Annotated in this window: 27 protein-coding genes; 15 read left to right on the forward strand and 12 right to left on the reverse strand. The window is 61.6% G+C overall.

Annotated features, from left to right (window positions below):
- Positions 1-15 precede the first annotated feature (15 nt).
- From AC0JZ4_RS05260 to AC0JZ4_RS05270, 3 genes are all read left to right on the forward strand, one after another.
- Positions 16-1,224 (forward strand): TIGR03862 family flavoprotein, encoded by a 1,209-nt coding sequence (locus AC0JZ4_RS05260; RefSeq protein ID WP_471885373.1) that lies wholly within the window; start codon positions 16-18, stop codon positions 1,222-1,224.
- 144 nt (positions 1,225-1,368) lie between these two features.
- Complete coding sequence (locus tag AC0JZ4_RS05265; protein WP_471885374.1) at positions 1,369-2,085, forward strand: YoaK family protein; 717 nt, start codon at positions 1,369-1,371, stop codon at positions 2,083-2,085.
- Between the two features lie 33 nt (positions 2,086-2,118).
- Positions 2,119-2,889 (forward strand): YdcF family protein, encoded by a 771-nt coding sequence (locus AC0JZ4_RS05270; protein WP_471885375.1) that lies wholly within the window; start codon positions 2,119-2,121, stop codon positions 2,887-2,889.
- A gap of 4 nt (positions 2,890-2,893) precedes the next feature.
- Here AC0JZ4_RS05270 and AC0JZ4_RS05275 read toward each other — a convergent pair whose 3' ends face one another.
- Positions 2,894-3,319, reverse strand: a complete 426-nt coding sequence (locus AC0JZ4_RS05275) for a hypothetical protein (protein WP_471887800.1) — start codon at positions 3,317-3,319, stop codon at positions 2,894-2,896.
- A 174-nt stretch (positions 3,320-3,493) separates the two neighbouring features.
- Here AC0JZ4_RS05275 and AC0JZ4_RS05280 point away from each other — a divergent pair, with 174 nt between their 5' ends.
- Positions 3,494-4,153, forward strand: coding sequence for a trimeric intracellular cation channel family protein (locus AC0JZ4_RS05280; protein WP_471885376.1), 660 nt, complete (start codon positions 3,494-3,496; stop codon positions 4,151-4,153).
- Between the two features lie 3 nt (positions 4,154-4,156).
- Here the strand turns inward: AC0JZ4_RS05280 and irrA are convergent, their stop codons facing one another.
- Positions 4,157-4,573, reverse strand: a complete 417-nt coding sequence (gene irrA / locus AC0JZ4_RS05285) for an iron response transcriptional regulator IrrA (protein ID WP_471885377.1) — start codon at positions 4,571-4,573, stop codon at positions 4,157-4,159.
- 295 nt (positions 4,574-4,868) lie between these two features.
- Between irrA and fabA the strand changes: the two genes are divergently transcribed.
- From fabA to fabI, 3 genes are read left to right on the forward strand one after another with little or no spacing between them, the layout of a single operon-like run.
- Positions 4,869-5,384 carry a 3-hydroxyacyl-[acyl-carrier-protein] dehydratase FabA gene (gene fabA, locus AC0JZ4_RS05290; protein WP_471885378.1) on the forward strand — a complete coding sequence of 172 codons (516 nt, stop codon included), beginning with the start codon at positions 4,869-4,871 and terminating at the stop codon, positions 5,382-5,384.
- A gap of 49 nt (positions 5,385-5,433) precedes the next feature.
- Complete coding sequence (gene fabB, locus AC0JZ4_RS05295; RefSeq protein WP_471885379.1) at positions 5,434-6,657, forward strand: beta-ketoacyl-ACP synthase I; 1,224 nt, start codon at positions 5,434-5,436, stop codon at positions 6,655-6,657.
- Positions 6,658-6,663: 6 nt separating this feature from the next.
- The gene (gene fabI / locus AC0JZ4_RS05300) at positions 6,664-7,470 is read left to right on the forward strand and encodes an enoyl-ACP reductase FabI (protein WP_471885380.1); all 807 of its coding nucleotides are present in this window, start codon (positions 6,664-6,666) and stop codon (positions 7,468-7,470) included.
- Between the two features lie 60 nt (positions 7,471-7,530).
- On the opposite strand, the gene AC0JZ4_RS05305 is transcribed toward fabI, so the two are convergent.
- The 7 genes from AC0JZ4_RS05305 to AC0JZ4_RS05335 form a co-directional block, all read right to left on the reverse strand.
- Positions 7,531-8,172, reverse strand: a complete 642-nt coding sequence (locus AC0JZ4_RS05305; RefSeq protein WP_471885381.1) for a tetratricopeptide repeat protein — start codon at positions 8,170-8,172, stop codon at positions 7,531-7,533.
- Between the two features lie 87 nt (positions 8,173-8,259).
- Complete coding sequence (locus tag AC0JZ4_RS05310) at positions 8,260-9,267, reverse strand: class I SAM-dependent methyltransferase (RefSeq protein ID WP_471885382.1); 1,008 nt, start codon at positions 9,265-9,267, stop codon at positions 8,260-8,262.
- 96 nt (positions 9,268-9,363) lie between these two features.
- Positions 9,364-11,499 (reverse strand): polyribonucleotide nucleotidyltransferase, encoded by a 2,136-nt coding sequence (gene pnp, locus AC0JZ4_RS05315; RefSeq protein ID WP_471885383.1) that lies wholly within the window; start codon positions 11,497-11,499, stop codon positions 9,364-9,366.
- Positions 11,500-11,781: 282 nt separating this feature from the next.
- Positions 11,782-12,051 carry a 30S ribosomal protein S15 gene (rpsO, locus tag AC0JZ4_RS05320; RefSeq protein ID WP_471885384.1) on the reverse strand — a complete coding sequence of 90 codons (270 nt, stop codon included), beginning with the start codon at positions 12,049-12,051 and terminating at the stop codon, positions 11,782-11,784.
- 157 nt (positions 12,052-12,208) lie between these two features.
- On the reverse strand, positions 12,209-13,138 hold the full coding sequence (gene truB / locus AC0JZ4_RS05325; RefSeq protein WP_471885385.1) for a tRNA pseudouridine(55) synthase TruB: 930 nt from the start codon (positions 13,136-13,138) through the stop codon (positions 12,209-12,211).
- Positions 13,139-13,153: 15 nt separating this feature from the next.
- Complete coding sequence (rbfA, locus tag AC0JZ4_RS05330; protein ID WP_471885386.1) at positions 13,154-13,561, reverse strand: 30S ribosome-binding factor RbfA; 408 nt, start codon at positions 13,559-13,561, stop codon at positions 13,154-13,156.
- Positions 13,562-13,728: 167 nt separating this feature from the next.
- Positions 13,729-14,766 carry an NAD(P)-dependent alcohol dehydrogenase gene (locus AC0JZ4_RS05335; protein WP_471885387.1) on the reverse strand — a complete coding sequence of 346 codons (1,038 nt, stop codon included), beginning with the start codon at positions 14,764-14,766 and terminating at the stop codon, positions 13,729-13,731.
- Positions 14,767-14,917: 151 nt separating this feature from the next.
- Between AC0JZ4_RS05335 and AC0JZ4_RS05340 the strand changes: the two genes are divergently transcribed.
- The 4 genes from AC0JZ4_RS05340 to AC0JZ4_RS05355 all read left to right on the forward strand — a co-directional run bounded on the left by AC0JZ4_RS05340 (position 14,918) and on the right by AC0JZ4_RS05355 (position 18,378).
- Positions 14,918-16,450 (forward strand): acyl-CoA carboxylase subunit beta, encoded by a 1,533-nt coding sequence (locus AC0JZ4_RS05340; protein ID WP_471885388.1) that lies wholly within the window; start codon positions 14,918-14,920, stop codon positions 16,448-16,450.
- Between the two features lie 24 nt (positions 16,451-16,474).
- Positions 16,475-16,969 carry a DUF2442 domain-containing protein gene (locus tag AC0JZ4_RS05345; RefSeq protein WP_471885389.1) on the forward strand — a complete coding sequence of 165 codons (495 nt, stop codon included), beginning with the start codon at positions 16,475-16,477 and terminating at the stop codon, positions 16,967-16,969.
- A 114-nt stretch (positions 16,970-17,083) separates the two neighbouring features.
- On the forward strand, positions 17,084-17,989 hold the full coding sequence (gene yghU / locus AC0JZ4_RS05350; protein ID WP_471885390.1) for a glutathione-dependent disulfide-bond oxidoreductase: 906 nt from the start codon (positions 17,084-17,086) through the stop codon (positions 17,987-17,989).
- A gap of 11 nt (positions 17,990-18,000) precedes the next feature.
- A complete protein-coding gene (locus AC0JZ4_RS05355) occupies positions 18,001-18,378 on the forward strand; it encodes a hypothetical protein (protein ID WP_471885391.1) in 378 nt (125 codons plus the stop codon).
- A 60-nt stretch (positions 18,379-18,438) separates the two neighbouring features.
- On the opposite strand, the gene ubiV is transcribed toward AC0JZ4_RS05355, so the two are convergent.
- From ubiV to ubiT, 3 genes are read right to left on the reverse strand one after another with little or no spacing between them, the layout of a single operon-like run.
- The gene (gene ubiV / locus AC0JZ4_RS05360; RefSeq protein ID WP_471885392.1) at positions 18,439-19,377 is read right to left on the reverse strand and encodes a ubiquinone anaerobic biosynthesis protein UbiV; all 939 of its coding nucleotides are present in this window, start codon (positions 19,375-19,377) and stop codon (positions 18,439-18,441) included.
- Positions 19,378-19,382: 5 nt separating this feature from the next.
- Positions 19,383-20,360 carry a ubiquinone anaerobic biosynthesis protein UbiU gene (ubiU, locus tag AC0JZ4_RS05365; RefSeq protein WP_471885393.1) on the reverse strand — a complete coding sequence of 326 codons (978 nt, stop codon included), beginning with the start codon at positions 20,358-20,360 and terminating at the stop codon, positions 19,383-19,385.
- Complete coding sequence (gene ubiT, locus AC0JZ4_RS05370) at positions 20,351-20,872, reverse strand: ubiquinone anaerobic biosynthesis accessory factor UbiT (protein WP_471885394.1); 522 nt, start codon at positions 20,870-20,872, stop codon at positions 20,351-20,353. The genes ubiU and ubiT overlap by 10 nt, the downstream gene beginning before the upstream one ends.
- A gap of 111 nt (positions 20,873-20,983) precedes the next feature.
- On the opposite strand from ubiT, the gene AC0JZ4_RS05375 reads away from it, so the two are divergent.
- The 4 genes from AC0JZ4_RS05375 to AC0JZ4_RS05390 all read left to right on the forward strand — a co-directional run bounded on the left by AC0JZ4_RS05375 (position 20,984) and on the right by AC0JZ4_RS05390 (position 24,758).
- Positions 20,984-22,546, forward strand: coding sequence for a UbiD family decarboxylase (locus tag AC0JZ4_RS05375; RefSeq protein ID WP_471885395.1), 1,563 nt, complete (start codon positions 20,984-20,986; stop codon positions 22,544-22,546).
- The gene (locus AC0JZ4_RS05380; protein WP_471885396.1) at positions 22,543-23,115 is read left to right on the forward strand and encodes a UbiX family flavin prenyltransferase; all 573 of its coding nucleotides are present in this window, start codon (positions 22,543-22,545) and stop codon (positions 23,113-23,115) included. The genes AC0JZ4_RS05375 and AC0JZ4_RS05380 overlap by 4 nt, the downstream gene beginning before the upstream one ends.
- The gene (locus tag AC0JZ4_RS05385; protein WP_471885397.1) at positions 23,108-24,256 is read left to right on the forward strand and encodes an NnrS family protein; all 1,149 of its coding nucleotides are present in this window, start codon (positions 23,108-23,110) and stop codon (positions 24,254-24,256) included. The genes AC0JZ4_RS05380 and AC0JZ4_RS05385 overlap by 8 nt, the downstream gene beginning before the upstream one ends.
- 76 nt (positions 24,257-24,332) lie before the next feature.
- Positions 24,333-24,758, forward strand: coding sequence for a hypothetical protein (locus AC0JZ4_RS05390; RefSeq protein WP_471885398.1), 426 nt, complete (start codon positions 24,333-24,335; stop codon positions 24,756-24,758).
- Positions 24,759-24,760 lie beyond the last annotated feature (2 nt).

The raw sequence follows: 24,760 nt of genomic DNA on the forward strand, positions 1-24,760 counted from the left end.
CCGTAACCGAGGAGCATGACGAAACAGGTTGCGATTATCGGCGGCGGTCCGGCGGGACTGATGGCGGCGGAAGTGCTTTCCAGCGAGGGGCTGCTGGTTACCGTCTACGACGCGATGCCGACGTTCGCGCGCAAGTTTCTGCTCGCCGGCAAGTCCGGCCTCAACATCACGCATTCGGAAGAGTACAGCCGCTTTGCCGAGCGCTTCGGCTCGTCTTCCGCCCGTCTTCGACCGGCCCTCGACGCCTTCACACCCGATGATGTGCGGGCCTGGGCGGCCGGCCTCGGTACGGAAACCTTTACCGGCACGTCCGGCCGCGTCTTCCCGACCGCCATGAAAGCCTCGCCGCTTCTCAGATCCTGGCTGAAGCGGCTGGAGGCGCAGGGCGTGATGCTCAAGACACGCCATCGCTGGACCGGTTTTTCCGGCACCGGCTACCGTTTCGAGACGCCCGACGGTGACCTCACCATCCAGCCGGATGCGGCGCTACTTGCTCTCGGCGGCGCCAGCTGGCCGCGCCTCGGCTCGGATGGCGCGTGGATGCCGTGGCTGAGCGAGCAGGGCATCGGCGTGGATGCGCTGAAGCCGGCCAATTGCGGCTTCGATGTCGCCTGGAGTGACATCTTCGCGGAACGCTTTGCCGGCGCACCGCTGAAATCGGTCGCGACGACATCGGATGCCGGTACGATCCAGGGCGAGTTCGTCATTTCCAGACACGGTATCGAAGGCAGTCTGGTCTATGCCCATGCGGCAGCCCTGCGCGATCGGCTTGCCGCGCACGGACATGCCGCCCTGAATGTCGACCTCATGCCCGGACGCAGCCGTGAGCGCCTCGTTCGCGATCTATCCCGACAGGATAGAAAGGCGAGCCTTTCCAACCGGCTGCGCAAGGGGGCGGGGCTCGATGCCGCGAAGGCGGCGCTGATGCGTGAACTTGCGCCGGATGCCAACCGGATGCTGCCTGACGAACTGGCGCGCCTGATCAAGGCCTTGCCGATCCCGCTTGTCCGCACCCGGCCTATTTCGGAGGCGATTTCGTCGGCGGGCGGGATTTCCTGGAGTTCCATAGATGCGCACTACATGCTGACGGCACGCCCCGGCCTCTTTACCGCGGGAGAGATGATCGACTGGGAGGCTCCGACCGGGGGCTATCTGTTGACAGCCTGCCTTGCAACCGGGCGTGCCGCAGCCCTGAGCCTTCGGAATTGGCTCGCCGATCATTGATAGCCGGGATAGCCGGGCTCTGATCGCGCACGATTTTTCGTCCTCCTCGCGAAGATTGTTCTAGATCAATGACGTGCTTCGGTGCCTCATAGGGAATGCAACCAGCCCCTGTGATCCATCCTCACCCGTGACACTTCAGCGCCCATGACACGCCAGCGCCGCCGCCATATCATCCGCCAACGACGCACGACGACCGGCCTCGTACTGGTTGCCGCGATCTCCTTCATCGCCGGCATGACGGATGCCGCAGGGCTGATCCTGTCCGGCGATTTCGTCTCCTTCATGAGCGGCAATACGACCCGCGCCGCGCTTTCCTTCGCGGATGGCGATTATGGCCATGCGATCACGCTGTTCATCGCGCTCTGGGTCTTCGTCCTCGGTAATGCGCTCGGCATTGTGCTCGCCTATACGGTTTCCGCCCGTCGTACATTCGTGGTCCTGTCGGGCGTTGCCATTCTTCTCGGGCTTGCGGCAGTCGTTCCGGCAGATCATCTCGAGTTGCAATTCTATCTTGTCGTGCTGGCGATGGGCATGATCAACGCTACCGTCGAGCAGATCGAAGGCCTGCCGATCGGACTGACCTATGTGACCGGAGCACTCTCCCGCTTCGGCCGCGGCATCGGCCGGTTCGTGGTCGGCGACCGTAATCCCAAGGGCTGGCTGATCCAGTGCGTGCCTTGGACCGGGATGGCCTCCGGCGCGGTTACCGGCGCACTGCTGACGCACAATATCGGCAGCCAGGCGCTTTGGATCGTTGCGCTGCTAACGCTTGCCGTGGCGACAGCGGCAGCACTTCTGCCACGATCCCTGCACCTGCATTTCCAGCAGCCGATCGTTCACGCCCGCCGCCGTACACTATAGACTGGCGCGACAAGAATCACCGCGGCGGCCAACATGTTTCTCCTGTCCAAACTGATCTGGCTGGTTTCCCAGCCGCTTTCCGTCGCCTTCCTGCTGGCGGCCTGCGCCGCGCTGCTCTCTGTCTTAGGCCTGAGAAAACTCGGCGGTGCCTCGGCCATGCTCTGCGCGGCCGTTCTTTTCGTGACGCTCTATACGAGTTCCGGCGCGGTCGCGCTGCAGGCGCTGGAAGATCAGTATGCCAAGCCAACCGCTGACCCGGAGACGCTATCCTGCATGATCGTGCTCGGCGGCGCCTTCGAAAACGAGGTAACCACGGCGCGCGGCGGCATCGAGTTCAACCAGGCCGGCGACCGGTTTGTCGAAGCGCTGAGGCTCGCGCTGAAATATCCGCAGTCGCGCATCCTGATTTCCGGCGGCGACGGCTCGTTCAGCGGCGTCTATGAAGGAGAGGCGCAGGCTTCGGAGCGCTTCTTCACCGAATTCGGTGTGGATGCTGCGCGCATGGTGAAGGAAAACACCTCGCGCACCACCTACGAAAACACGCTCAACACCGCCGACCTCCTGAAGGCGCAGGGCCTCACCGACTGCCTGCTCATTACCTCGGCATTCCATATGCCACGCTCCGTCGCGCTGTTTGGCAGATCGGGTATCGAAGCGACGCCGTGGCCCGTCGATTTCCGCACCAGCGGCAGGCTGTCGCTAGGTTTCGACTTCACCCAGCCGGCGCTCAACGCCCAGCTGACGGCCACCGCCGTGCGCGAGTGGATGGCGCTGATCGGCTACCGGCTGATGGGCCGGATCTGATCGCCTACTTCTTCGAGATGGTAACGAAACGGCCGCCGCGCACGCGAACCCGCATTTCGCAAGGGGTTCCGTCGGTGCGCTCGCAAAAGCGCGGATGCATCTTGAACAGAAACACCATGTTGCCGAAGTACTTGACGAAATCGTAGCCGTAGACCTGGGCGGTGGCGATCATGATGTAACCGCCCTCTCTCGCCTGGATGTAGAAATTCTGCGGGCAGCCATCGGCATTGCAACCGGGACCGCGCACGCCGTCACAGGTCAGTTCGCCATGATTGACGACGACATCCGGGATGTTGTCGTTGTTGATGTCGAAACGGCGGATGAAGTTCGCGCCGAACTGGGCAGCCTTGCAGGTTTCCTGAAAATGGCTCTTTTCGAAGATTTCCGGGTCGGTGACCAGTTCCTGCTGGGCGCTCGCCACCAAGGGCATGGCGACCACAAGGGCAATTGCTTGAATTATCGTGACCAGGCGCTTTTTCACGGGCCTCACCATTGCGACGAAATTGATCTGTTCACGCCATCCGGCAGCGGATGACGCATGCGGGTGGCGCGGATTATATCTGCTACCTAACCGCCACCACTTGCGCGACGCTGGAGAGTTTGAATGTCCCTGCTGATGATCCTCGACTATGCGGGCGTCGCCTTGTTCGCCGCGACAGGGGCGCTCGCCGCTTCACGCAAGGAACTCGATTTCATCGGATTCCTGTTCTTCGCAGCCGTTACCGGGCTTGGCGGCGGCACGGTGCGTGACCTCATTCTCGATCGGCCGGTCTTCTGGGTCATGGACCCGGCCTATATCATCATCAGCGTTGTCGCCGGCGCTTTCGTCTATTTCACCGCCCATCAGGTGGAGTGGCGTTACCGGCTGCTGATCTGGCTCGATGCGATCGGGCTTGCAGCCTATTGCGTGCTCGGCGCCGCCAAGGGCATGGCGGCCACAGGCTCACCGACGATTGCCATTGTCACCGGCATCATGACTGCAACGCTCGGCGGTGTGCTGCGCGACGTTCTTGCCAACGAGCAATCCGTTCTGCTGCGTCCGGAAATCTATATCACTGCAGCGCTCGCGGGGGCCGGCGCCTTCACCGCAGTCCACGCCGCGGGCCAGCCGCTGGTCGTAAGCGCCGGCTTCGGCGTCATCATCGCCTTTGCGTTGCGCGGCGGCGCGATCCACTATGGATGGACGCTGCCACGCTACCGGCCACGGCCTGGCCGCCCGCCGGAAGAGGCTATGAAGCCGCTAAAACGGAAAAGACGGCGCTGAGCGTCAGGAACGTTTCTCGCGCAAGCGGATGATGACATCCACATGGGCGATTTCCATGCCTTCAGGCGGCGTCGGCAAGTTGCCGATCTCCAGATTGTTGACCGGCACGTCCAGAACTTCATTGCGTCCTTCGACGAAGAAGTGATGGTGATCCGACGTGTTGGTGTCGAAATAGGTTTTCGCACCTTCGACGGCCAGGACGCGGATCATGCCCGCTTCGGTGAACTGGTGAAGCGTGTTGTAGACGGTTGCCAGAGACACCGGCACGCCGGCGAGAACCGCCTCGTCATGCAGTTCTTCCACGGTCAGATGGCGATCCCCCTTGGCGAACAGAAGATCGCCCAAGGCAACGCGCTGACGCGTCGGCCGCAGGCCGTGGTGGCGCAATTTCACTTCGATGTCCGGCATGGCTTCTGCCATTCTGTCCTGAAGCTCCCGCAACTGACGATACTTGTAGACTTTGCGATATAACTTTTGCTGCCTCCATATTCAACAGTTTCCCGCGTCGGATACACGCAGGAGGCCGCAAATCTTCGGAATTTATAGCGGAACCTCTGGTTTGCGGGCTCCGCTTCCTATATGCGGACCTGAGAAAACGGCGTTCCAGGCTCACAATACCCCGTGCCCGGAAGGTTGAACGCTTCAATTTCGGCCACGCTTGCCCTAAAGCTGCGGCCGACCAGACACTAGCGATCTTAGGGGGACGCGGATTTCAATGACCACCAGACAGTCCAGCTACAGCTACGAAGAAATTATCGCTTGCGCCCACGGTGACCTGTTCGGTCCCGGCAATGCGCAGCTGCCTTTGCCGCCGATGCTGATGGTTCACCGCATCACCGACATTTCGGAAACCGGCGGCGCCTTCGACAAGGGCTATATTCGCGCCGAATACGACGTGAAGCCGGACGACTGGTACTTCCCCTGCCATTTCGAAGGCAACCCGATCATGCCGGGCTGCCTCGGCCTTGACGGCATGTGGCAGCTGACCGGCTTCTTCCTCGGCTGGCTGGGCGAAGAAGGCCGCGGCATGGCGCTTTCGACCGGCGAAGTGAAATTCAAGGGCATGATCCGCCCGACCACCAAGCTTCTGGAATTCGGCATCGACTTCAAGCGCGTCATGAAGGGCCGCCTCGTGCTCGGCACCGCCGACGGCTGGCTGAAGGCCGATGGCGAAACCATCTATCAGGCAAGCGACCTGCGTGTCGGCCTGTCCAAGGACAAGACGGCCTAAGCCTTAGTGCTCAAGGGCCAACTGACGGAAACAACAAGGGTTAGATCAGATGAGACGGGTAGTTGTCACGGGCCTCGGTATCGTGTCCTCGATCGGTAACGATGCAGGCGAAGTCACCGAATCCCTGCGGCAGGCAAAGTCCGGCATTTCCTTTTCCCCCGACTTTGCCGAGCACGGTTTCAAGTGCCAGGTGTGGGGCAAGCCGGATATCGACGTGACGGATCTCGTCGATCGCCGCGCGATGCGCTTCCTCTCCCAAGGCGGAGCATGGAACCACGTCGCGATGAAGCAGGCGCTGGCCGACAGCGGCCTGGAAGAGAAGGACTACGCCGAAAACGAGCGTGCCGGCATCATCATGGGTTCGGGCGGTCCTTCCACCCGCACGCTGATCGAAGCCGCCGACATCACCATCAAGAACAACAGCCCGAAGCGCATCGGCCCGTTTGCCGTGCCGAAGGCGATGTCCTCGACGGCGTCGGCCACGCTTGCCACCTGGTTCAAGATCCACGGCGTCAACTACTCGATCTCGTCGGCCTGCTCGACCTCTGCGCACTGCATCGGCAATGCTGCGGAAATGATCCAGTGGGGCAAGCAGGACATCATGTTCGCCGGCGGCCATGAAGATCTCGACTGGACCATGTCGAACCTGTTCGACGCGATGGGTGCCATGTCTTCCAAGTACAACGACAACGCCGCTTCCGCATCGCGCGCCTATGACGCCGATCGCGACGGTTTCGTCATCGCCGGTGGTGCGGGCGTTCTCGTTCTCGAAGAACTGGAACATGCCAAGGCCCGCGGCGCCAAGATCTATGCGGAAATCACCGGTTACGGCGCAACTTCGGACGGTTACGACATGGTCGCTCCGTCGGGCGAAGGCGCGATCCGCTGCATGCGTCAGGCTCTGTCCACCGTGAAGGGTGAAGTCGATTACATCAACACCCACGGCACCTCGACGCCGGTGGGTGATTCGAAGGAAATCGGCGCGATCCGCGAAGTCTTCAGGGACAAGATCCCGCATATCCAGTCGACCAAGTCGCTGACCGGCCACTCGTTGGGTGCAGCCGGCGTGCAGGAATCGATCTACGGACTGCTGATGATGCAGGCCGGCTTCATCGGCGAAAGCGCCCATATCCAGACCCTCGATCCGGAATTCGACGGCGTGCCGATCGTGCGCAAGCGCATCGACAATGCCAAGATCGACACGGTCCTTTCCAATTCCTTCGGGTTCGGCGGCACCAACGCCACGCTCGTATTCCAGCGCTACAACGGATAATCGCCCATGACCGGTATCATGCAGGGCAAACGCGGCCTCATCATGGGCGTTGCCAACAACCATTCCATCGCCTGGGGCATCGCCAAGGCGTTGGCGGCGCAAGGCGCCGAGCTTGCCTTCACCTATCAGGGCGATGCGCTCGGCAAGCGCGTCAAACCGCTGGCAGCCGAAGTGAACTCGGACTTCGTCATCCCGTGCGACGTGGAAGACATTGCATCCGTGGATGCGACCTTCGACGCGATCAAGGAGCGCTGGGGTTCGTTCGACTTCATCGTCCACGCAATCGGCTTTTCCGACAAGAACGAGCTGAAGGGCCAGTACGCCGACACGACGCGGGAAAACTTCTCGCGCACGATGGTGATCTCCTGTTTCTCCTTCACCGAGATCGCCAAACGGGCGGCGCCGCTTATGACCAACGGTGGCTCGATGTTGACGCTGACCTATAACGGCTCGCAGCGCGTCATTCCGAACTACAACGTCATGGGCGTTGCCAAGGCTGCTCTAGAGGCCTCCGTGCGCTATCTGGCGGCCGATTTCGGCCCGCAGGACATCCGCGTCAACACGATTTCGGCAGGCCCCGTGCGCACGCTCGCCGGCGCCGGCATTTCGGATGCCCGCGCGATCTATGCGTGGAACAAGGAAAACGCTCCGCTTCGCCGCACCGCGACGATCGAGGATATCGGCGGCTCCGCGTTGTATCTTCTCTCGGACCTGTCCCGCGGCGTGACCGGCGAAGTCCACTATGTCGACGCCGGCTACAGCATCACTTCGCTGCCGACACTCGACAACCTGCGCAAGGCAGACGCTGAATAAGCGCTGACTGGATGAATTGAAAAAGGGCCCGTGCATCCTGATGCGCGGGCCCTTTCCATTTCACGGCAGCGTCTTCAGATCCTCCGCCGCCTGCATATTGCCGGCCGCAGCCGCTTCCTTCATCAGCGCCTTCGCCCTCGCAGGCTCCTCCGATGCGATCAGCAGGGCCAGCTTCCACTTGGCCCAGTGATCCTTCGTTTTCGGTAGGCTGAGTTCCAGATAGCGGCGGGCAAGCGCTGCGTCCCGCGGCATGCCCTCGCCATCAGCCAGCATGAAGCCAAGCATGTGGTAGCCCCAGATATTGTCATTTTCGGCAGCCAGCCGGTACCAGATCGCCGCGATCTGCGGATTGGCTTCCACGGCAATGCCCTTCTGATAACACCAGCCGATCTTCAGTTGGCCGTGCTTGTCGCTCTTAGAGGCTGCCCGCATGTACCAGTAGAAGGCCTGCACCGGGTCGGCGGCAAGCCCCTGCCCGTTCTCGTAGATTTCTCCGAGCTTGTAAGCGGCGGCGGCATTGCCCTTTTCGGCAGCCAGCCGGAAATAGTGTGCGGCAAGCCTCGGGCTGTCATGCCGATTGACCTTGCCACGCTGATGGACTTCGGCCGCGTTGTACCATTCCCAGGTGATACGCTCAGCCCCGGCGCAGACGACGCCTGAGGTCGTCAGCCATAAAGTCAAACCTGCGACGAGCCCCTTCATGCGATCATCCCCCGATGCCACCGAAAACAACCCTAGTTTGTATCGACGGCATCAGGCAAGTGACGATGATGAGAGCTTGTCCTCGGGTTACTTCTTCGCCCAGAGAACCTTGAACTTTGAATTGCGGCAGGTTTCGCCGTGCTCGCGGAATGCTTCGGCAAGCACCGTCTCATAGGGAAGGCCGCGATTGGCGACCATCAGAAGGCGACCGCCCTGCTTCAGCGCTGCAGCAGCCGTGCGGATCATCGTGCGGCCCAGTTCCGGGTCGGCAGCCTGTGCTTCGTGGAAGGGAGGGTTCATGATGACCATGTCATACTTTTCCTTCGGCGGCTCGGCTCCGAGATCCTGCCAGAAGAAGCGTGCCTCGAGATCCGGGCAGTTATGCGCGATGTTCTGCTTGGCGAATTCCAGCGCCCGGTGGTCGGCCTCGAACAGGTCGATACGGTGTACACGCGGCGACGTTTCCGCCAGCATGACGGAGAGATAGCCCCAGCCGGCGCCGAAATCGGCGACATTGCCGTCGAAATCGGTCGGGAAGCGGCCTGCGAGAAGCTCGGAGCCCGCATCGACGCGATCATGGCTGAACATGCCCGGAGCCGCCTGGAAGCGTCCCTCGACCGTTACAGCGGTCTTCTTCAATGTCTTGATGGCATCGCCGGCATCTTCCGGCCGCGCGAACCAGATGGCGACGCCATGGTATTTCGGCGTGTAGTCGAGCGGGATGCCGAGTTTCAGCAGCAGGGTGCGCAGCGACTGGATGCCGTCTTCCTTAGACCCGGCCACGACGATCAGCCCGCCCACCTTCACCCGCGCAAGCGCTTCGGCAATACGGTTCTCGTTGTCACCACGGTGCTTGCCACACAGAATCAGCGCGCCATCGTAATCCTCGCCCTCCGCTTCCGGAAACGCATTGTCGCGCAAGGCGCGGAAAAGCGGGCGGAACGGCTGGACGAAGGTAATCTCCGCATTGAAACCTTCCGGGCGGGCATTGCCGGCCTCGGCGCCCAGGAAGATCACCCGCTCGCCTTCGCCGGGCATCGGCACGGCATCGGTAACGAAGGGATGGAACAGGGTTTTCAGCGCGTCGCGGCTCATGGGTGCGGACCTTAGTGAAGAGGGTGTTCGTCTACGGATAAAGAAAAGGCGCGGAAGAAGAAACTTCCGCGCCTCTCATTTCGATCAAGCGAAAGCTTATTCGGCAGCTGCGTCGCCGTCGGCCTTCTTGATTTCCTGGCCGGTAGCCTGGTCAACGACCTTCATCGACAGGCGAACCTTGCCGCGCTCGTCGAAGCCCATCAGCTTGACCCAGACCTTGTCGCCTTCCTTGACGACGTCCGAAGTCTTGGCAACGCGATCGCTTGCCAGCTGCGAGATATGGACGAGGCCATCGCGGGCGCCGAAGAAGTTGACGAAAGCGCCGAAGTCGGCGGTCTTCACAACCGTGCCCTCATAGACAACGCCGATTTCCGGTTCTGCAACGATCGAATGGATCCACTTGCGGGCCGCTTCGATTTCCTTGCCGGAAGACGAGGCGATCTTGACGGTGCCGTCGTCTTCGATGTTGATCTTGGCGCCGGTCTTTTCGACGATTTCGCGGATGACCTTGCCGCCCGAACCGATGACTTCGCGGATCTTGTCGACCGGGATGTTCATCACTTCGATGCGCGGAGCGAATTCGCCGAGCTGCGAGCGACCTTCGGAGATGGCGTTGGCCATTTCGCCGAGAATGTGGGTACGACCGCCCTGCGCCTGAGCAAGCGCGACCTTCATGATCTCTTCGGTGATACCGGCGATCTTGATGTCCATCTGCAGCGAGGTGATGCCGTCGGCGGTACCTGCAACCTTGAAGTCCATGTCGCCGAGGTGGTCTTCGTCGCCGAGGATGTCGGAGAGAACAGCGAAGCGATCACCTTCGAGGATCAGGCCCATGGCGATACCGGCAACCGGCTTTGCCAAAGGAACGCCTGCATCCATCAGAGCGAGCGAGGTGCCGCAGACGGTTGCCATCGAGGACGAGCCGTTCGACTCGGTGATCTCGGAGACGACGCGCAGCGTGTAGGGGAACTGTTCAGGCGACGGCAGCATCGGACGGATAGCGCGCCATGCGAGCTTGCCGTGACCGATCTCGCGGCGGCCCGGGGAACCCATGCGGCCGGTTTCGCCAACCGAGTAGGGCGGGAAGTTGTAATGGAGCAGGAAGCGCTCCTTGTACATGCCGGTCAGGCTGTCGACATACTGTTCGTCTTCGCCGGTGCCGAGCGTGGCAACGACGATCGCCTGGGTTTCACCGCGGGTGAAAAGGGCCGAACCGTGGGTGCGCGGCAGCAGACCGACTTCGGAGACGATCGCACGGACGGTCGACAGATCACGGCCGTCGATGCGGCTCTTGGTGTCGAGAATGTTCCAGCGAACGATCTTTGCCTGCAGGTGCTTGAAGACGGCGCCGATGACTTCGGCGGTGTACTTCGGCTCGACGCCTTCCGGGAAGAAGTGCGCCTTGACCTTTGCCTTGACGGCGTCGATGGCGGCGTAGCGATCAGCCTTCTGGGTGATCTTGTAACCTTCGCGCAGCTCGGCTTCGAAATGCTTCAGCATTTCGGCTTCGAGTTCGGAATGATCTTCCGGCTGGAAGTCACGCGGCTCCTTGGCAGCTACTTCAGCGAGCTTGATGATCGCGTCGATGACCGGCTGGAAACCCTTGTGGCCGAACATGACGGCGCCGAGCATGACGTCTTCGTTCAGTTCCTTGGCTTCCGATTCAACCATCAGGACGGCGTCCTGGGTGCCGGCAACGACCAGATCCAGAACTGACTCTTCCATCTCGTCGAGATGCGGGTTCAGAACGTATTCGCCGTTGATGTAGCCGACGCGTGCGCCGCCGACCGGGCCCATGAAGGGAACGCCGGAGAGCGTCAGTGCAGCGGAAGCGGCAACCATCGACAATACGTCCGGATCGTTCTCAAGGTCGTGCTGGACGACGGTGACGACGACCTGGGTGTCGTTCTTGTAGCCTTCCGGGAAGAGCGGGCGGATCGGACGGTCGATCAGGCGGGAAACCAGCGTTTCCTTTTCCGACGGACGACCTTCGCGCTTGAAATAGCCGCCCGGGATCTTGCCGGCAGCATAGGTCTTTTCCTGGTAGTTGACGGTGAGCGGGAAGAAGTCCTGGCCCGGCTTCGGCGCCTTGGCCGAAACGACGGTGGCGAGAACGACGGTTTCACCGTAAGTGGCGAGAACGGCGCCGTCAGCCTGGCGGGCGATCTTGCCCGTTTCCAGCTTCAACGTGCGGCCGGCCCATTCGATTTCGACGGAGTGGGTATTGAACATCTACTGTCCTTCAATGCGGCAACGCAGCCTCGTCTTTGAAAGACGTCAGCACATCGACCGCAATCAATGCGACACATCACGGGCAAGACAACAGGAAACTTTGTTCGACTGACCGAAGCCGCTTGGCGGCTCCGATCAAAAGCATCCGGCAATCCTGCCCCATGACAGGTCTGGTTCTGTTGGCGAAACCGGCCCATCCGGGTCCACCTTAGTCCTGGCAACTTGAAAGATGCCGAAAAGAGCCGGCGGGCGCTTCCTTATGGAAGCGCCCGCCGAGAACGATTAGCGACGGATGCCGAGGGCGCCGATCAGCTTGGTGTAACGGCCTTCGTCCTTCTTCTTGAGATAGTCAAGAAGCGAACGGCGGCTGGAAACCATGGTCAGAAGGCCACGACGCGAGTGGTTGTCCTTCTTGTGGCCCTTGAAGTGTTCCGTCAGGTTGTTGATCCGCTCGGTGAGGATGGCAACCTGGACTTCCGGCGAACCGGTATCGCCTTCGACGGTTGCGTATTCCTTGATGAGGGCGGTCTTACGTTCTGCAGTGATCGACATCGTCTGATCCTTTACATGAAGAGGAAATAAGGTCGCCAAAGGCCGGGATGTCGTCCAGCCTTGGCCGTGAATGCAAAAGCGATACCCGAAGGCAGCCCCTTTGGCTGGCGCTGCCTATAGACTATTCAGCCTGCAATTGGAAGAGGCACGCCCGGGATCAGGCGAACACCCGTTTCGGCCGGAATTCGCCCTGACCGATCTCGCCGATGGCCAGCAGCTTGCCACGGACCGTCGCATAGACCTCAGGCTCCTCGACCGGGACATCACGGCCACGCAGGATGATGGCATTGCCCATCCTGATGCGATGCGCCTGGTCTTCGGTTACCGGCAGATGCGGCAGCGAGGACAGGGCTTCTGCCGTATCGATCAGATAAGCATCCAATGCTGCAAGGCGTTCGTCGCGATCCTCGATCTTTTCCAGCACCACGAGATCGGCGAGCGGCACCATGCGGTCTTCTCCGAACGGTGCGACAAAGGTGCGGCGCAGGTTTGAAACGTGACCGTAGCAGCCGAGGTCGCGGCCGAAATCGCGGGCAAGCGAGCGCACATAGGTGCCCTTGCCGCACTCAACCTCGAAATGCGCCTTGTCGGCCTCGACGCCAAGCAGCGTCAGGCGAAAGATTGCCACCTCGCGCGACGGGATCTCGACCGTCTCGCCTTCTCGGGCGAGGTCGTAGGCGCGCTCGCCGGCGATCTTGATCGCCGAAAACTGCGGCGGGATCTGATTGATGACGCCGGTATAGTTCGGCAGGATATCGCGGATCGCCTGCTCTTGCGGACGCGCTTCGGACGACGCGGTGACTTCGCCCTCGAGATCGTCCGTCGAACGCTCCTCGCCCCAGGTGACGGTGAATTCGTAGATCTTGCGACCGTCCATGACGTAAGGCACGGTCTTGGTGGCGTCACCGAGCGCGATCGGCAGCATGCCGGAAGCAAGCGGATCGAGCGTGCCGGCGTGGCCGGCCTTCTGGGCGTTCAGGAGCCACTTGATCTTGGAAACGGCTTCGGTCGAGCCGAAATCCACCGGCTTGTCGAGGATAAGCCAGCCGGAAACCGCCCGGCCCTTGGGTTTGCGTGGTTTGGACATGCGTACTCTTTAAGATTACTTGTTGTCGTCGCCGTCGTCGCCGAGATCGCGCTGGACCTCCGGCGAGCGCAGCAGCTCGTCGATCTTCTTGTAGTTGTCGAAGCTCGTGTCGTCGCGGAAGCGGACTTCCGGCATGTATTTCATCTGGCGCAGCTGACCACCCAGACGGCCGCGAATGAACTTCCCGTGGCGGTTCAAGGCCTCGATCACCGGTTGGCGGTCTGTCACGCCGAGAGGCGTCACATAGGCGGTGGCGATCTTCAGGTCGGGCGACATGCGCACTTCCGACACGGAAACCACCGTCTTTTCGATCAGGTCGTCGCGCACTTCACCACGCTGCAGCACCTGGGTGATGGCGGCGCGAACCTGCTCGCCAACGCGAAGCATGCGCTGGGAGGGCGCCGAAGATGTAGCCTTGGCCATTTGCTTATCTCTGTGTAGAGCGCCAACGGGGTTCGTCCCGAAACAGGCGCTTTGTCAATCAAGGGGCGTCAAATGACAAAGGGAGACCCAAAGGTCAAGGCGCACGCGCCGATAAATCGCGTGCGCCATATTGCCAGCCGGCCTTTCAAGGCCGACTTTCGCAGCTTTCAGCCCTTGAGTTTGATCTGCAGTTTGACATCCGACGGATGGCCTTCGGCAGCGCGTTCGAACGCAGCGATCGACTGGCTGAAATCGAAAGTTCCGGTGATCAGAGGCTTCAGGTCCACCTTGCCCGAAGCGATCAGCTCCAGCGCCCGGTCAAAAATGTTGGCGTAGCGGAACACCGTCTCGATACGCACTTCCTTGGAGATCGCGCTCGCCACGTCGAACGGCACCGGCTCGACCGGCAGGCCGACGAGCACGAAGGCGCCGCCGGGGCGCACGAGGTCGAACATGCCCTGGAATGCCTTCGGGCTGCCGCTGGCTTCGAACACGACATCGGCACCCCAGCCCGACGTCTCGGCCGAAATCACCTCGGCAAAGGATTGTTCGCGAACATTGACCGGGATGATGCCCGGATATTGCGCTGCGATCTTCAGCTTGTCGGCGCTCAGGTCCGAAATGAAGACGCGGGCGCAACCGCCGGCAAGGGCCGCCAGCGCCACCATGATGCCGATCGGGCCTGCGCCGATGACAGCTGCCACATCACCCGGCTGCAGCCGCGCGCGAGTGGCCGCCTGCATGCCGATCGCAAACGGCTCGACCATCGCGCCTTCTGCAAACGAGACATTGTCGGGCAGCTTGTAGGTGAAGGCGGCCGGATGAACCGTATAGGGTGCCAGAACGCCATGGATCGGCGGCGTCGCCCAGAAACGGACATCGGGATCGACATTGTAAAGGCCAAGCTTGGAGGCGCGCGACGACAAGTTTGGAATTCCCGGCTCCATGCAGACGCGATCGCCGACCTTGAGGGCCTTCACCTCGGAGCCGACCTCCACCACCGTTCCGGCCGCCTCGTGACCGAGCACCATCGGCTCGCGCAGCACATAGGGACCGATCGCACCGTGGGTGTAATAGTGCACGTCGCTACCGCAGACGCCGACCGTATCGATCTCGATCTTCACATCGCCCGGCCCGACATCGAGCGGCAGATCGATCTCCCTCAGCGCCAGTTTACCCTTCTGCTCCAGTACGAGAGCCTGCATGTCCTGTCCTCTTCTCAGGTTGTCGCGCGATGCTTCCCCGGCATTTGTGTCGAGACCAAGGTCATAGCCGCCGAAGACTACATACTGGCAGGAAGGCCATTGCGCGACGGGGCGCGTGCGCTACAAATGAGAAATATTTCAGGGAGGGAATATGCGCTCAGTGTTGAACGAGGTCGAACGGCGCCGTGCGGAGGCCAGGCTCGGTGGCGGGCAAAAACGTATCGACGCCCAGCATGCCAAGGGAAAGCTGACGGCACGGGAGCGGATCGAGGTGCTGCTTGACGAAGGATCGTTCGAAGAGTTCGACATGTATGTGACCCACCGCGCCGTGGATTTCGGCATGGCGGAACAGAAGGTCGCCGGCGATGGCGTGGTGACCGGCTGGGGCACGATCAACGGCCGCCAGACCTATGTCTTTTCCCAGGATTTCACGGTCCTTGGCGGCTCGCTTTCCGAGACCCATGCGCAAAAAATCTGCAAGATCATGGATATGGCGGTCAAGGTCGGCGCGCCGGTTATCGGGCTGAACGACAGCGGCGGCGCCCGTATCCAGGAAGGTGTCGCGTCACTTGCCGGCTATGCGGAAGTCTTCCGCCGCAATGCGGAGGCCTCGGGCGTCATCCCGCAGATTTCGGTCATCATGGGGCCTTGCGCCGGTGGCGCGGTCTATTCTCCGGCGATGACCGACTTCATCTTCATGGTGCGCGATACGTCCTACATGTTCGTTACCGGCCCGGATGTGGTGAAGACGGTGACGAACGAGATCGTCACGGCGGAAGAACTCGGCGGCGCCTCCACCCACACGCAAAAATCCTCCGTCGCCGATGCGGCTTACGAAAACGACGTGGAAACGCTTGAAGCCGTTCGGCAGCTTTTCGATTTCCTGCCGCTCAACAATCGCGACAAGGTGCCGAGCCGCCCGTTTCATGACGACCCGGCGCGTATCGAAAACCGGCTCGACACGCTGATCCCCGACAGCCCGGCAAAGCCCTACGACATGAAGGAGCTGATCCTGGCGATTGCCGACGAGGGTGATTTCTTCGAGATCCAGGCGACATTTGCAAAGAACATCATGACCGGCTTCATCCGCATCGAGGGGCAGACGGTCGGTGTCGTCGCCAACCAGCCGATGGTGCTTGCCGGCTGCCTGGACATCGATTCATCCCGCAAGGCGGCGCGCTTCGTGCGCTTCTGCGATGCCTTCTCGATCCCGATCCTGACTCTGGTGGACGTGCCGGGCTTCCTGCCGGGCGTGGCACAGGAATATGGCGGCGTCATCAAGCACGGCGCCAAGCTTCTCTTCGCCTATTCGCAGGCGACCGTGCCGATGGTGACGCTGATTACCCGCAAGGCCTATGGCGGCGCCTATGACGTGATGGCGTCGAAACATATCGGCGCCGACATCAACTACGCCTGGCCGACGGCGGAGATCGCCGTGATGGGGGCGAAAGGCGCTACCGAAATCCTCTACCGCTCCGAACTCTCCGACCCGGACAAGATCGCGGCCCGGACGAAGGAATACGAAGAGCGTTTCGCCAATCCGTTCGTTGCCGCCGAACGCGGCTTTATCGACGAGGTGATCATGCCGCACTCCTCCCGCCGCCGCATCGCACGGGCCTTCGCATCGCTGCGCAACAAGCAGGTGACGACACATTGGAAGAAGCACGATACGATACCGCTGTGATGGTCATTCGCCTCGGGGGAGGCGATGCCAAAAGTATTCGAATGGAAGGGTTGGCGCTTTGAATTTTATAGCCTGGACCACCACGAGCCGCCGCATATCCATATCCGCCGGGATAGGAAGGAAACCAAGATCTGGCTCGAACATTTGACTATCGCACGTAACAAACGCTGCACGGAAAAGGAGCTGAACGCGCTTCTCGCCATCGTACGCGGCAACCAAAAGGCTTTTCTGGAGAAGTGCATGAGCATTTTGGAAATTGAGGACGACCTTCTCGAACCGGTTGGCGCTCATTGCACGGAGACCGATCTCATCGTGCGCCTTGAAAACGGTGCGTCTCTGGCGACACCGCTCTGGTGGTATCCGTCGCTGCTTGCCGCCTCCATGCAGGACCGCAACCGGATCGAATTGTCTCCCTATGGTCTACACTGGCCGCATCTCGACGAGGATCTCAGCATAGAAGGCATGCTTAAAGGCGTGCGCTATCCGCATGCAAAGCCGCCGGCCGAGGCTGCTGAATAAAATTGAACCTCCCTTGAAAAGCGTTTTGTCTGCGGGCAAGGCGCTTTTCCGTTTCTATATATACGATCGCCAACGCAATCAGCCCGAGTGCCAATTCAGCCAAGGATGCATTTCATGACCGACAAGTCCCCCGCCGACAATTTTCCTGCAGGATACGAACCGCCCAAGGTCTGGACCTGGGAAAAGGGCAATGGCGGCCAGTTCGCCAATATCAACCGGCCGATCGCCGGTCCGACACAGGAGAAGGAACTGCCTGTCGGCAAGCATCCGCTGCAGCTCTATTCGCTTGGCACTCCGAATGGCGTCAAGGTAACGATCATGCTGGAAGAGCTGCTCGCTGCCGGCCACGAAGGTGCGGAATACGATGCGTGGCTGATCAATATCGGACAGGGCGACCAGTTCGGCTCGGGCTTCGTCGACATCAATCCGAACTCGAAGATCCCGGCGCTGATGGACCATGCGCCGAAGGATGGCGGCAAACCGATCCGGCTGTTCGAATCTGCCTCGATCATGACCTATCTGGCGGAAAAATTCGGCGCCTTCCTGCCGTTGGAAACCCGTGCCCGCGCCGAAACGCTGAACTGGCTGTTCTGGCAGATGGGTTCGGCCCCCTTCGTCGGCGGCGGTTTCGGCCATTTCTATGCCTATGCTCCGATCAAGATCAAATACGCGATCGATCGCTATGCGATGGAAGCCAAGCGCCAGCTCGACGTGCTCGACCGTCACCTCGCCGACAATCGCTATATGGCCGGCGACGAGTATACGATTGCCGATATGGCGATCTGGCCGTGGTACGGAAATCTTGCGCTCGGCGAGGCTTACGGCGATGCCGGTGACTTTCTCGACGTTCAAAGCTATACGAACCTGCAGCGCTGGACGGCGGAGGTTTTCGCCCGGCCGGCGGTGAAGCGCGGGCGGATGGTCAACCGGACATCGGGTGAACCGTCCGAACAGCTGCGCGAGCGTCACGACGCTTCTGATTTTGACACCAAGACGGCCGACAAGGTCGCAAAGATTTAAGGAACAAGACGATGGCAAACCTGCCCGAAATGACCAAACACCGCGGCTTTCCGGGCGGCATGCCAAGCACGGGGATCCAGTTCACCATCCGCCGGGCAAACCCGAAAGGGGTAACGCCGCTCAAGGCGTTGCCCCGCAAGGCAAGGCCGGGTACCAAAGAACACCTGGTCGATGCAGCCTTCATGCATGCGCTGTGGCACCATTTCGGCACCGAGCCCTTCGAGCGCGGCAATCTCGATGCCGCGCGGCTTTCGCTGCTTTTCGGCCGTGAAGTGCTTGCCGTCGACAAGGATTTCGATCCGCTCTCCTATGAATCGATGCTCGTGATCAACGAGAAGCTCGCCCGCCAGAACTTTCCGGAATCCTTCGAAAACTTCTTCGAAATCTGACCTATCTCCGGGCAGGGCCGGCCTCGCCTGAGAGCCGGCCGCCTTTTCCCGCTCAGCGGTTCAAGATGGCCACGCCGCCTGAAGGCTGCGGGTTCGGGCCACCCAGGCGGCCCCTTCCCTCGCATGGTGAAAACCGTTCGCCAGCGGTGCCGCAGCATAGGTCGAACGCAATTTCACCACAGCCTCGTCGGCATCCATCGCCCCATCCAGCACCGCGCGATAAAGCTTCGCCACCGCCACCATGTCGCAATCCTGCGGCGACAGGCGGAAGGAACGGACACCGGCATCGGCGAGATGATCCAGTTCGCCGATCAGCGACTGGCAGGCATAAGATACGGTCTGCACGCCGTTGAGCGCCAGAAACGGTTGCCGGTCGAGCGTCTTCACCGGCAGGCCGTCCGGGTCTTCGCCACAGACGAACTGGCAATTGTCCTTGATCCGTCCCTTGGATCTGGCATGGGCGCAGCGTGCCGAAATGGCGAGCGGCATGCGGCCAAAGGCGAAGACCTCGAAATCGATGTCCGGGCAGTCAGGCACAATCTCCTTCACCGAGGAAAAAGGCAGCTCGGGCGGCAGACAGATGCGCGTCGCACCCCGGCCCGCCAGAAGCCTTGCGGTCGGGGCGTTGTAGACATTGACCAGCGGCCCAATCGTGTGCGGCTTGTCCTTCAGGATCGCCAGCGCCGAGAGATCATTCGCCTCCATCTGGTGCTCGCTCGCCGCCGCCGCATCGTGGATCTGCTTCGTTTCGCGGTTCAGCGTCACCAGCGCCAGGGTTGACAGAACCACCGTCTTGCCAGCGGCTTCCAGCCGCTGGACCACCTCGGTGAGGTGCGGCTCGATAAAATGCTGCCGCTTGGAACAGACCGTCTCGCCGATCACCACACGCTCCACCGGCGCTTCGTCGGCGATACGGAAATGGAAGTCCCGCCACTTTTCCGTATTCCAGAGATAGTAGACCGGCCCGAGCGTCAGGCCGGGTTTCGTTGCGTGCGTCATCGTCTCTATCTCCAGCGTTTCTCGTAGGCGCCGGACGTCGTCTTCTGCCCTTCGCTCATCGTGCTCAGCCGCGCCAGAAGCGGCGCGCGGCGTTCCGGCGGGCTGTCGAGCGCCGCCTTCATGGTGGCGACGACTTCCGCCACATAGGCCTTGCCGCGCTGTCGACCCTCGATCTTCAATGCCTTGACGCCGGCCGCCTGCAGCGCTTCCAACTCGCCCATCACGTCGAGAGAGACAGGGTCCTCGAAAGCGTAGCCGTTGCTGTCGGCAATATCGAAGCGCCCCTTGCAGAGCGTCGGGTAGCCGGCGGCCTCGCCGGCAGGAAAGCGGTTGATGGTGAATTCGCCCAGTTCGGAGACCAGGTCGGCACCGTCCTTGCGGTAGCGCACATGACTTGCCGGCGAACAGACGCCGTTCATGTTGGGCGATTTTCCCGTGGCGTAGGACGAGAGCGAACAGCGCCCTTCCGCCATGACGCAAAGCCCACCGAAGACAAAGACCTCCATTTCGCAGCGGATGCTTTTTCCAATCCGGGCGATATCGGCGATCGTCAGTGTGCGCGGCAGCACGACGCGCTGGGCGTTGAAGGCATCGACGAGGAAATTGATCGCATCAGGATTGGACGCCGACGCCTGAACCGAGACATGCAGGCGTTGTTGCGGATAACGCTCTGCCACATGCGCCATCAGACCGAAGTCGGCGAGGATCAGCGCATCGGCCCCCATCGCCACGGCATCGGCCGCGCCGCGGTACCAGATGTCCTCCGCACCGGCGCGCATGAAGGTGTTGAGCGCCACGAAGGTCTGCGTACCCCTCTGTCTGGCATAGGCAATCGCTTCCTTCAGCTCCTCGCGGGAGAAGTTGAGGCCGGGAAAATTGCGGGCATTGGTTTCGTCGCGAAAACCGCAATAGACGGCATCGGCACCGGCCTCCACCGCTTCGCGAAAGGCGGCAGGCGTGCCTGCCGGGCAGATCAGCTCCATTGGGCGCGTTCTCCTGTCGTCCTGTCTTCCTTCAAGGCGCGGTCGCGGATTTCGCCGATCACCCGCCCGGCAATCGGGGCAAAGGGTCCGGCCAAACGCGCCAGATCCTTCTTGAGGTCGATCGCGCTGTCATCGAGCGCATTGCGCATGGCGAGCATCGCCTCCATGTCGCCGGTCACCGAAAGATCACGGGAGAAGAACAGCGCGTCGGCATCGCAACGGCCTTCCATCAGCGCCAGAAGCATGAAGAGAGGCGCCTCGGTTACCGCATCCGCCGTCACCGCGGCCGGCTTGCGTTGGACGAATATCTCTTGGGTTTCCGGCACGACGACGAAGGCCAGCGGCAGGTCGATCGGCAGGAAGGCGAAGCGTTTTGCCCGGTGCTCGCCCAGCCTGTCGAACAGACCGGGATGCGCCCTGGCGATACGGGCGAACATGAGGCGACATATCCGTTCGATCAACGGGATCGGGATCATCGAGAGCGGTGCGGTTAATATCGGGGGTATCTGCATGGGCGGGCCGGGCGTTGAACAACGGGTATTCGACCGAAAGTAAGGGGCAAGCCCGCCCGACGGGTTGAGCTATGACAAGGACTTGGCGAAAATCTCCCGCCACACAGAAGCATGGCTCAAGCTTCAACCTCCCCCACCGACCCCGAACGCCTCGCGCAGTCGATAGTCGACCGACCTCCCGGACGATACGACGATCTGCAGCATTTCTGCCGGGAGCTGGAAAGACGCGGGCTGCTGAAACGCATTTCCCGGCCGGTAAGCCTTGTCCACGAGATCACCGAGATCCACCGGCGCGTATTGCATGAGGGTGGCCCGGCCCTGCTGTTTGAGAAGCCCGTAGATGCGCAAGGCCGCATCGTTTCCATCCCGCTTCTTGCCAATCTGTTCGGTACGCGTGAGCGGATCGAACTCGGCTTCGGATTGGCCCCCGGCAAGATCGGAGATCTCGCGGCGCTGCTCGGCGATCTGCGTGAGCCGAAGCCGCCGGCCACTTTGAAGCAGGCTATCGGCAAATTATCGATATTGCGCGCAGCACTTTCGCTGGGTGTGCGAGAGGTCGGCTCCGCGCCATGCCAGGATGTGGGGTTTGAAGGCGGCGACGTGGATCTCGACCGGCTTCCGATCCAGTGGTGCTGGCCGGGCGAACCCGCACCGCTCGTCACCTGGCCGCTTGTCGTCACTCGCAGCTTCGACGACCCGGATGACGTCAATCTGGGCGTCTACCGGATGCAGAAGCTTGGTCGCGATCGCCTGATCATGCGCTGGCTCGCCCATCGCGGCGGTGCCGGCCATCACCGGCAGTGGCAGAGAAATGGCAAGGACATGCCGGTTGCGATCGTCATCGGCGCCGATCCGCAGACCATCCTGTCGGCCGTCATGCCGCTGCCGGAAGGCATGAGCGAATTGTCCTTTTCCGGCATCTTGCGCCGCCGCCGCACGCGCGTGGTCAAGGCCAGAACCCAGCCGCTGCTCGTTCCGGCCAATGCCGAGATCGTCATCGAAGGCACCGTTTCCGCCACCCTGACGGCCGAGGAAGGCCCTTACGGCGACCATACCGGCTACTACAATGCCATCGACAACTTTCCGGTAATGCAGGTGACGGCCATCACCATGCGCCGAAACCCGATCTACCTTTCCACCTATACCGGCCGGCCGCCGGACGAGCCTTCGGTCATGGGCGAAGCGATGAACGCGCTTTTTCTGCCGCTGGTGAAAAAGCAGTTTCCCGAGATCGTCGACCTTTGGCTGCCACCGGAAGCCTGCTCCTACCGCGCCATCGTCTTCTCGGTCGACAAGCGCTATCCCGGCCAGGCGCGGCGGATCATGCTCGGCCTTTGGTCGATGCTGCCGCAATTCAGCTATACGAAGCTGATCATCGCGGTCGATCCCGACGTCGATATCCGCCAATGGCCGGATGTCGTGTGGGCGTTGTCGACCCGGTTCGATGCCTCGCGCGACATGGTCGTGCTCGACAATACGCCGATCGACTATCTCGACTTCGCTTCGCCGAAAAACGGGCTCGGCGGCAAGCTCGGGCTGGATGCGACAAACAAGATCGGCGCCGAAACGGATCGCGAATGGGGCAAGGTGCTGGCGATGAGCCCTGAAACTCAGGATCGCGTCTCGGCCATGTGGGACGAGCTCGGCCTTGGCCCTGTCGGAGGCAAGCCATGAAGCGCGTCGTGCTCGGTGTCTCCGGTGCGTCCGGCGCCATAATCGCGCTGCGGATCGCCGAGCTTCTGGCAAAGCTGCCGGAGATCGAACTGCACCTCGTCGTTTCCGACGCCGCAATGCGGACCTTCGAGCACGAACTCGGGCCGGATGCGCTTGGCCGCCTGTCCAAACTCGCCCATCAGCATCATCCGGTCAACGATATCGGCGCGGCGATCGCCAGCGGCTCCTTTCGAACATCCGGCATGATCGTCGCTCCCTGCTCGATGCGCTCGCTTGCCGCCATCGCTGCAGGCCTTTCCGACACGTTGCTTGCCCGAGCTGCGGATGTGCACCTGAAGGAACGGCGGCGGCTGGTCCTTCTGGCGCGAGAGACCCCGCTGCATCTGGGCCATCTGCGCAACATGGTTGCGGTTACCGAAATGGGGGCGACCGTCATGCCGCCCGTACCCGCCTTCTATCGCAACCCAAAAAACATAGCCGACATTGTAGATCACATTGCCTGCCGGGCTATCGACCAGCTCGACCTCGGCACCATGCCTCTTTCGGGGGAATGGACCGGTGGTGCGTGACAAGGCGGCGGTGACGAAGCCGCCTTTCGACCTTTACCGTTTCGCCTTTCTTCTGGCCGCGCTGACGGCAATACGTGCGATCGGCTTTCCTCCTCAGGTCTGGCAGGGCGACTTCTCGCATCATGCCGGCGAACTGATCTTCGGCTTCATGCTGGTGCAGCTGTTCGGCTTCATGCTGAAAGCCCTGCCCCGCCAGATCGGCCGACCGGTCCTGAGAGATGCAACGGTTCGGGTGATCCTTGTCGCCCATGCGCTCGCCTTCACCGCCGGGCTGTTCGATCTCCAGTTCGGTGCGCGGCTGCGCGCGCTCATCGGCCTTTCGGCTGTCGCGGCGCTCTGCATCCCGGTTCTGCGAATGCGCGCCAAGCGAACCTACCCGCTGCTGGCGCTTGCCGCCGCCCATGCCGGCACCGGCCTGAGCGCCGCCTTCGACCTCTGGCAAGGCTCGGTACAGCTCGGCTTCTGCCTCATCCTCGCCATCTGTTTCGAAGTCGGCAACCGCATCTTCCCGATGGTCATCGATGCCGGCCGCAGCCGCGATGGAAAGCCTTCCCGACCAATGCCGCCGCCGTGGCTTTCACGCGTCCATCAGATTTTCAGCCTGGCAACCCTTTTCCTCTGGGCGTTCGGACTTCCTTATGCCGTGGTCTCGCTTATCGCCGGCGTCAGTGGCTTGGCCTGGCTTGCCCACATCCGCCCGTGGCAAGCATTCCGCCATGCGGGCGTCACCTTCATGGCCTTCGCCATGACCGCGAAACGGCTCGGCTTCGTGCTTCTCGCCATACAGGCACTGCCGGAAAGCACCCTGCCGATCGCATTTCCGCTGCATATTCTTGCCATAGGCGGGCTTGCTTCGCTTGCGGTCGCAATCGCCACATCGATCGTGCGCAAACGCAATGGCCAGTCGTTCCAGCACTCCATACTCGGCTCATTCACCTATGCCTGCCTTGTCGCGGCACTTCTCCTGCGGCTCGCCTATGCCCTTCATCCGCAGTGGATCGGAGTACTGCACGGTTCGCAGGCCCTGTGGATCTGCGGCTTTGCCGGTTATGGCCTACTCCTTCTGCGGCAAGCACAGCCACACGGATCGGAAATCAGGACCGCGGCCAGTTCCATGAGAAACGACGAAAATAGCACTTGAGCGCGTCGTCCTGTCGCGCCACAAATGAAGCGTTGAAGAGGAGATCAACGCAATGCCGGTTTATCAGGTGCTTTCCATGGCAGGACGCCCCGACCCGTTCGACTGGCTGAAACCGAGCTGGTTGAGGCAAAGGGCGGCCCGGCAAAGGATACGGGACGCATTCCGGAACAATTCCCATCTGCCCGAACCCCGCCTGCACAGCTCCCGAAAACCGAAACTGACGCCGGAGGAAGCGCGCCGCGACCACGCGATGATGCTACGCTTTCTCGCACTTCATACCCTGTTCGGTGCGATGATCGGCGCGGCACTCGCCATCTCGCTCGTCGTTTTCGATATCGGCAATCTCGGCCGGCTCGTGTCGCGCGCGGCCAACCCGGCGCTGCCGCTCATCCTTGTGATCCTGCCATTCGCCTGCCTTTTCGGCGCAGCGGCTGCCGGATCGGCAATCCTGACGCTGCCCTACGAGCGGAAATATCGCGACGAAGACGAAAGCGAGCGTTGATT

This window comes from [Rhizobium] kunmingense (genome assembly GCF_977018605.1).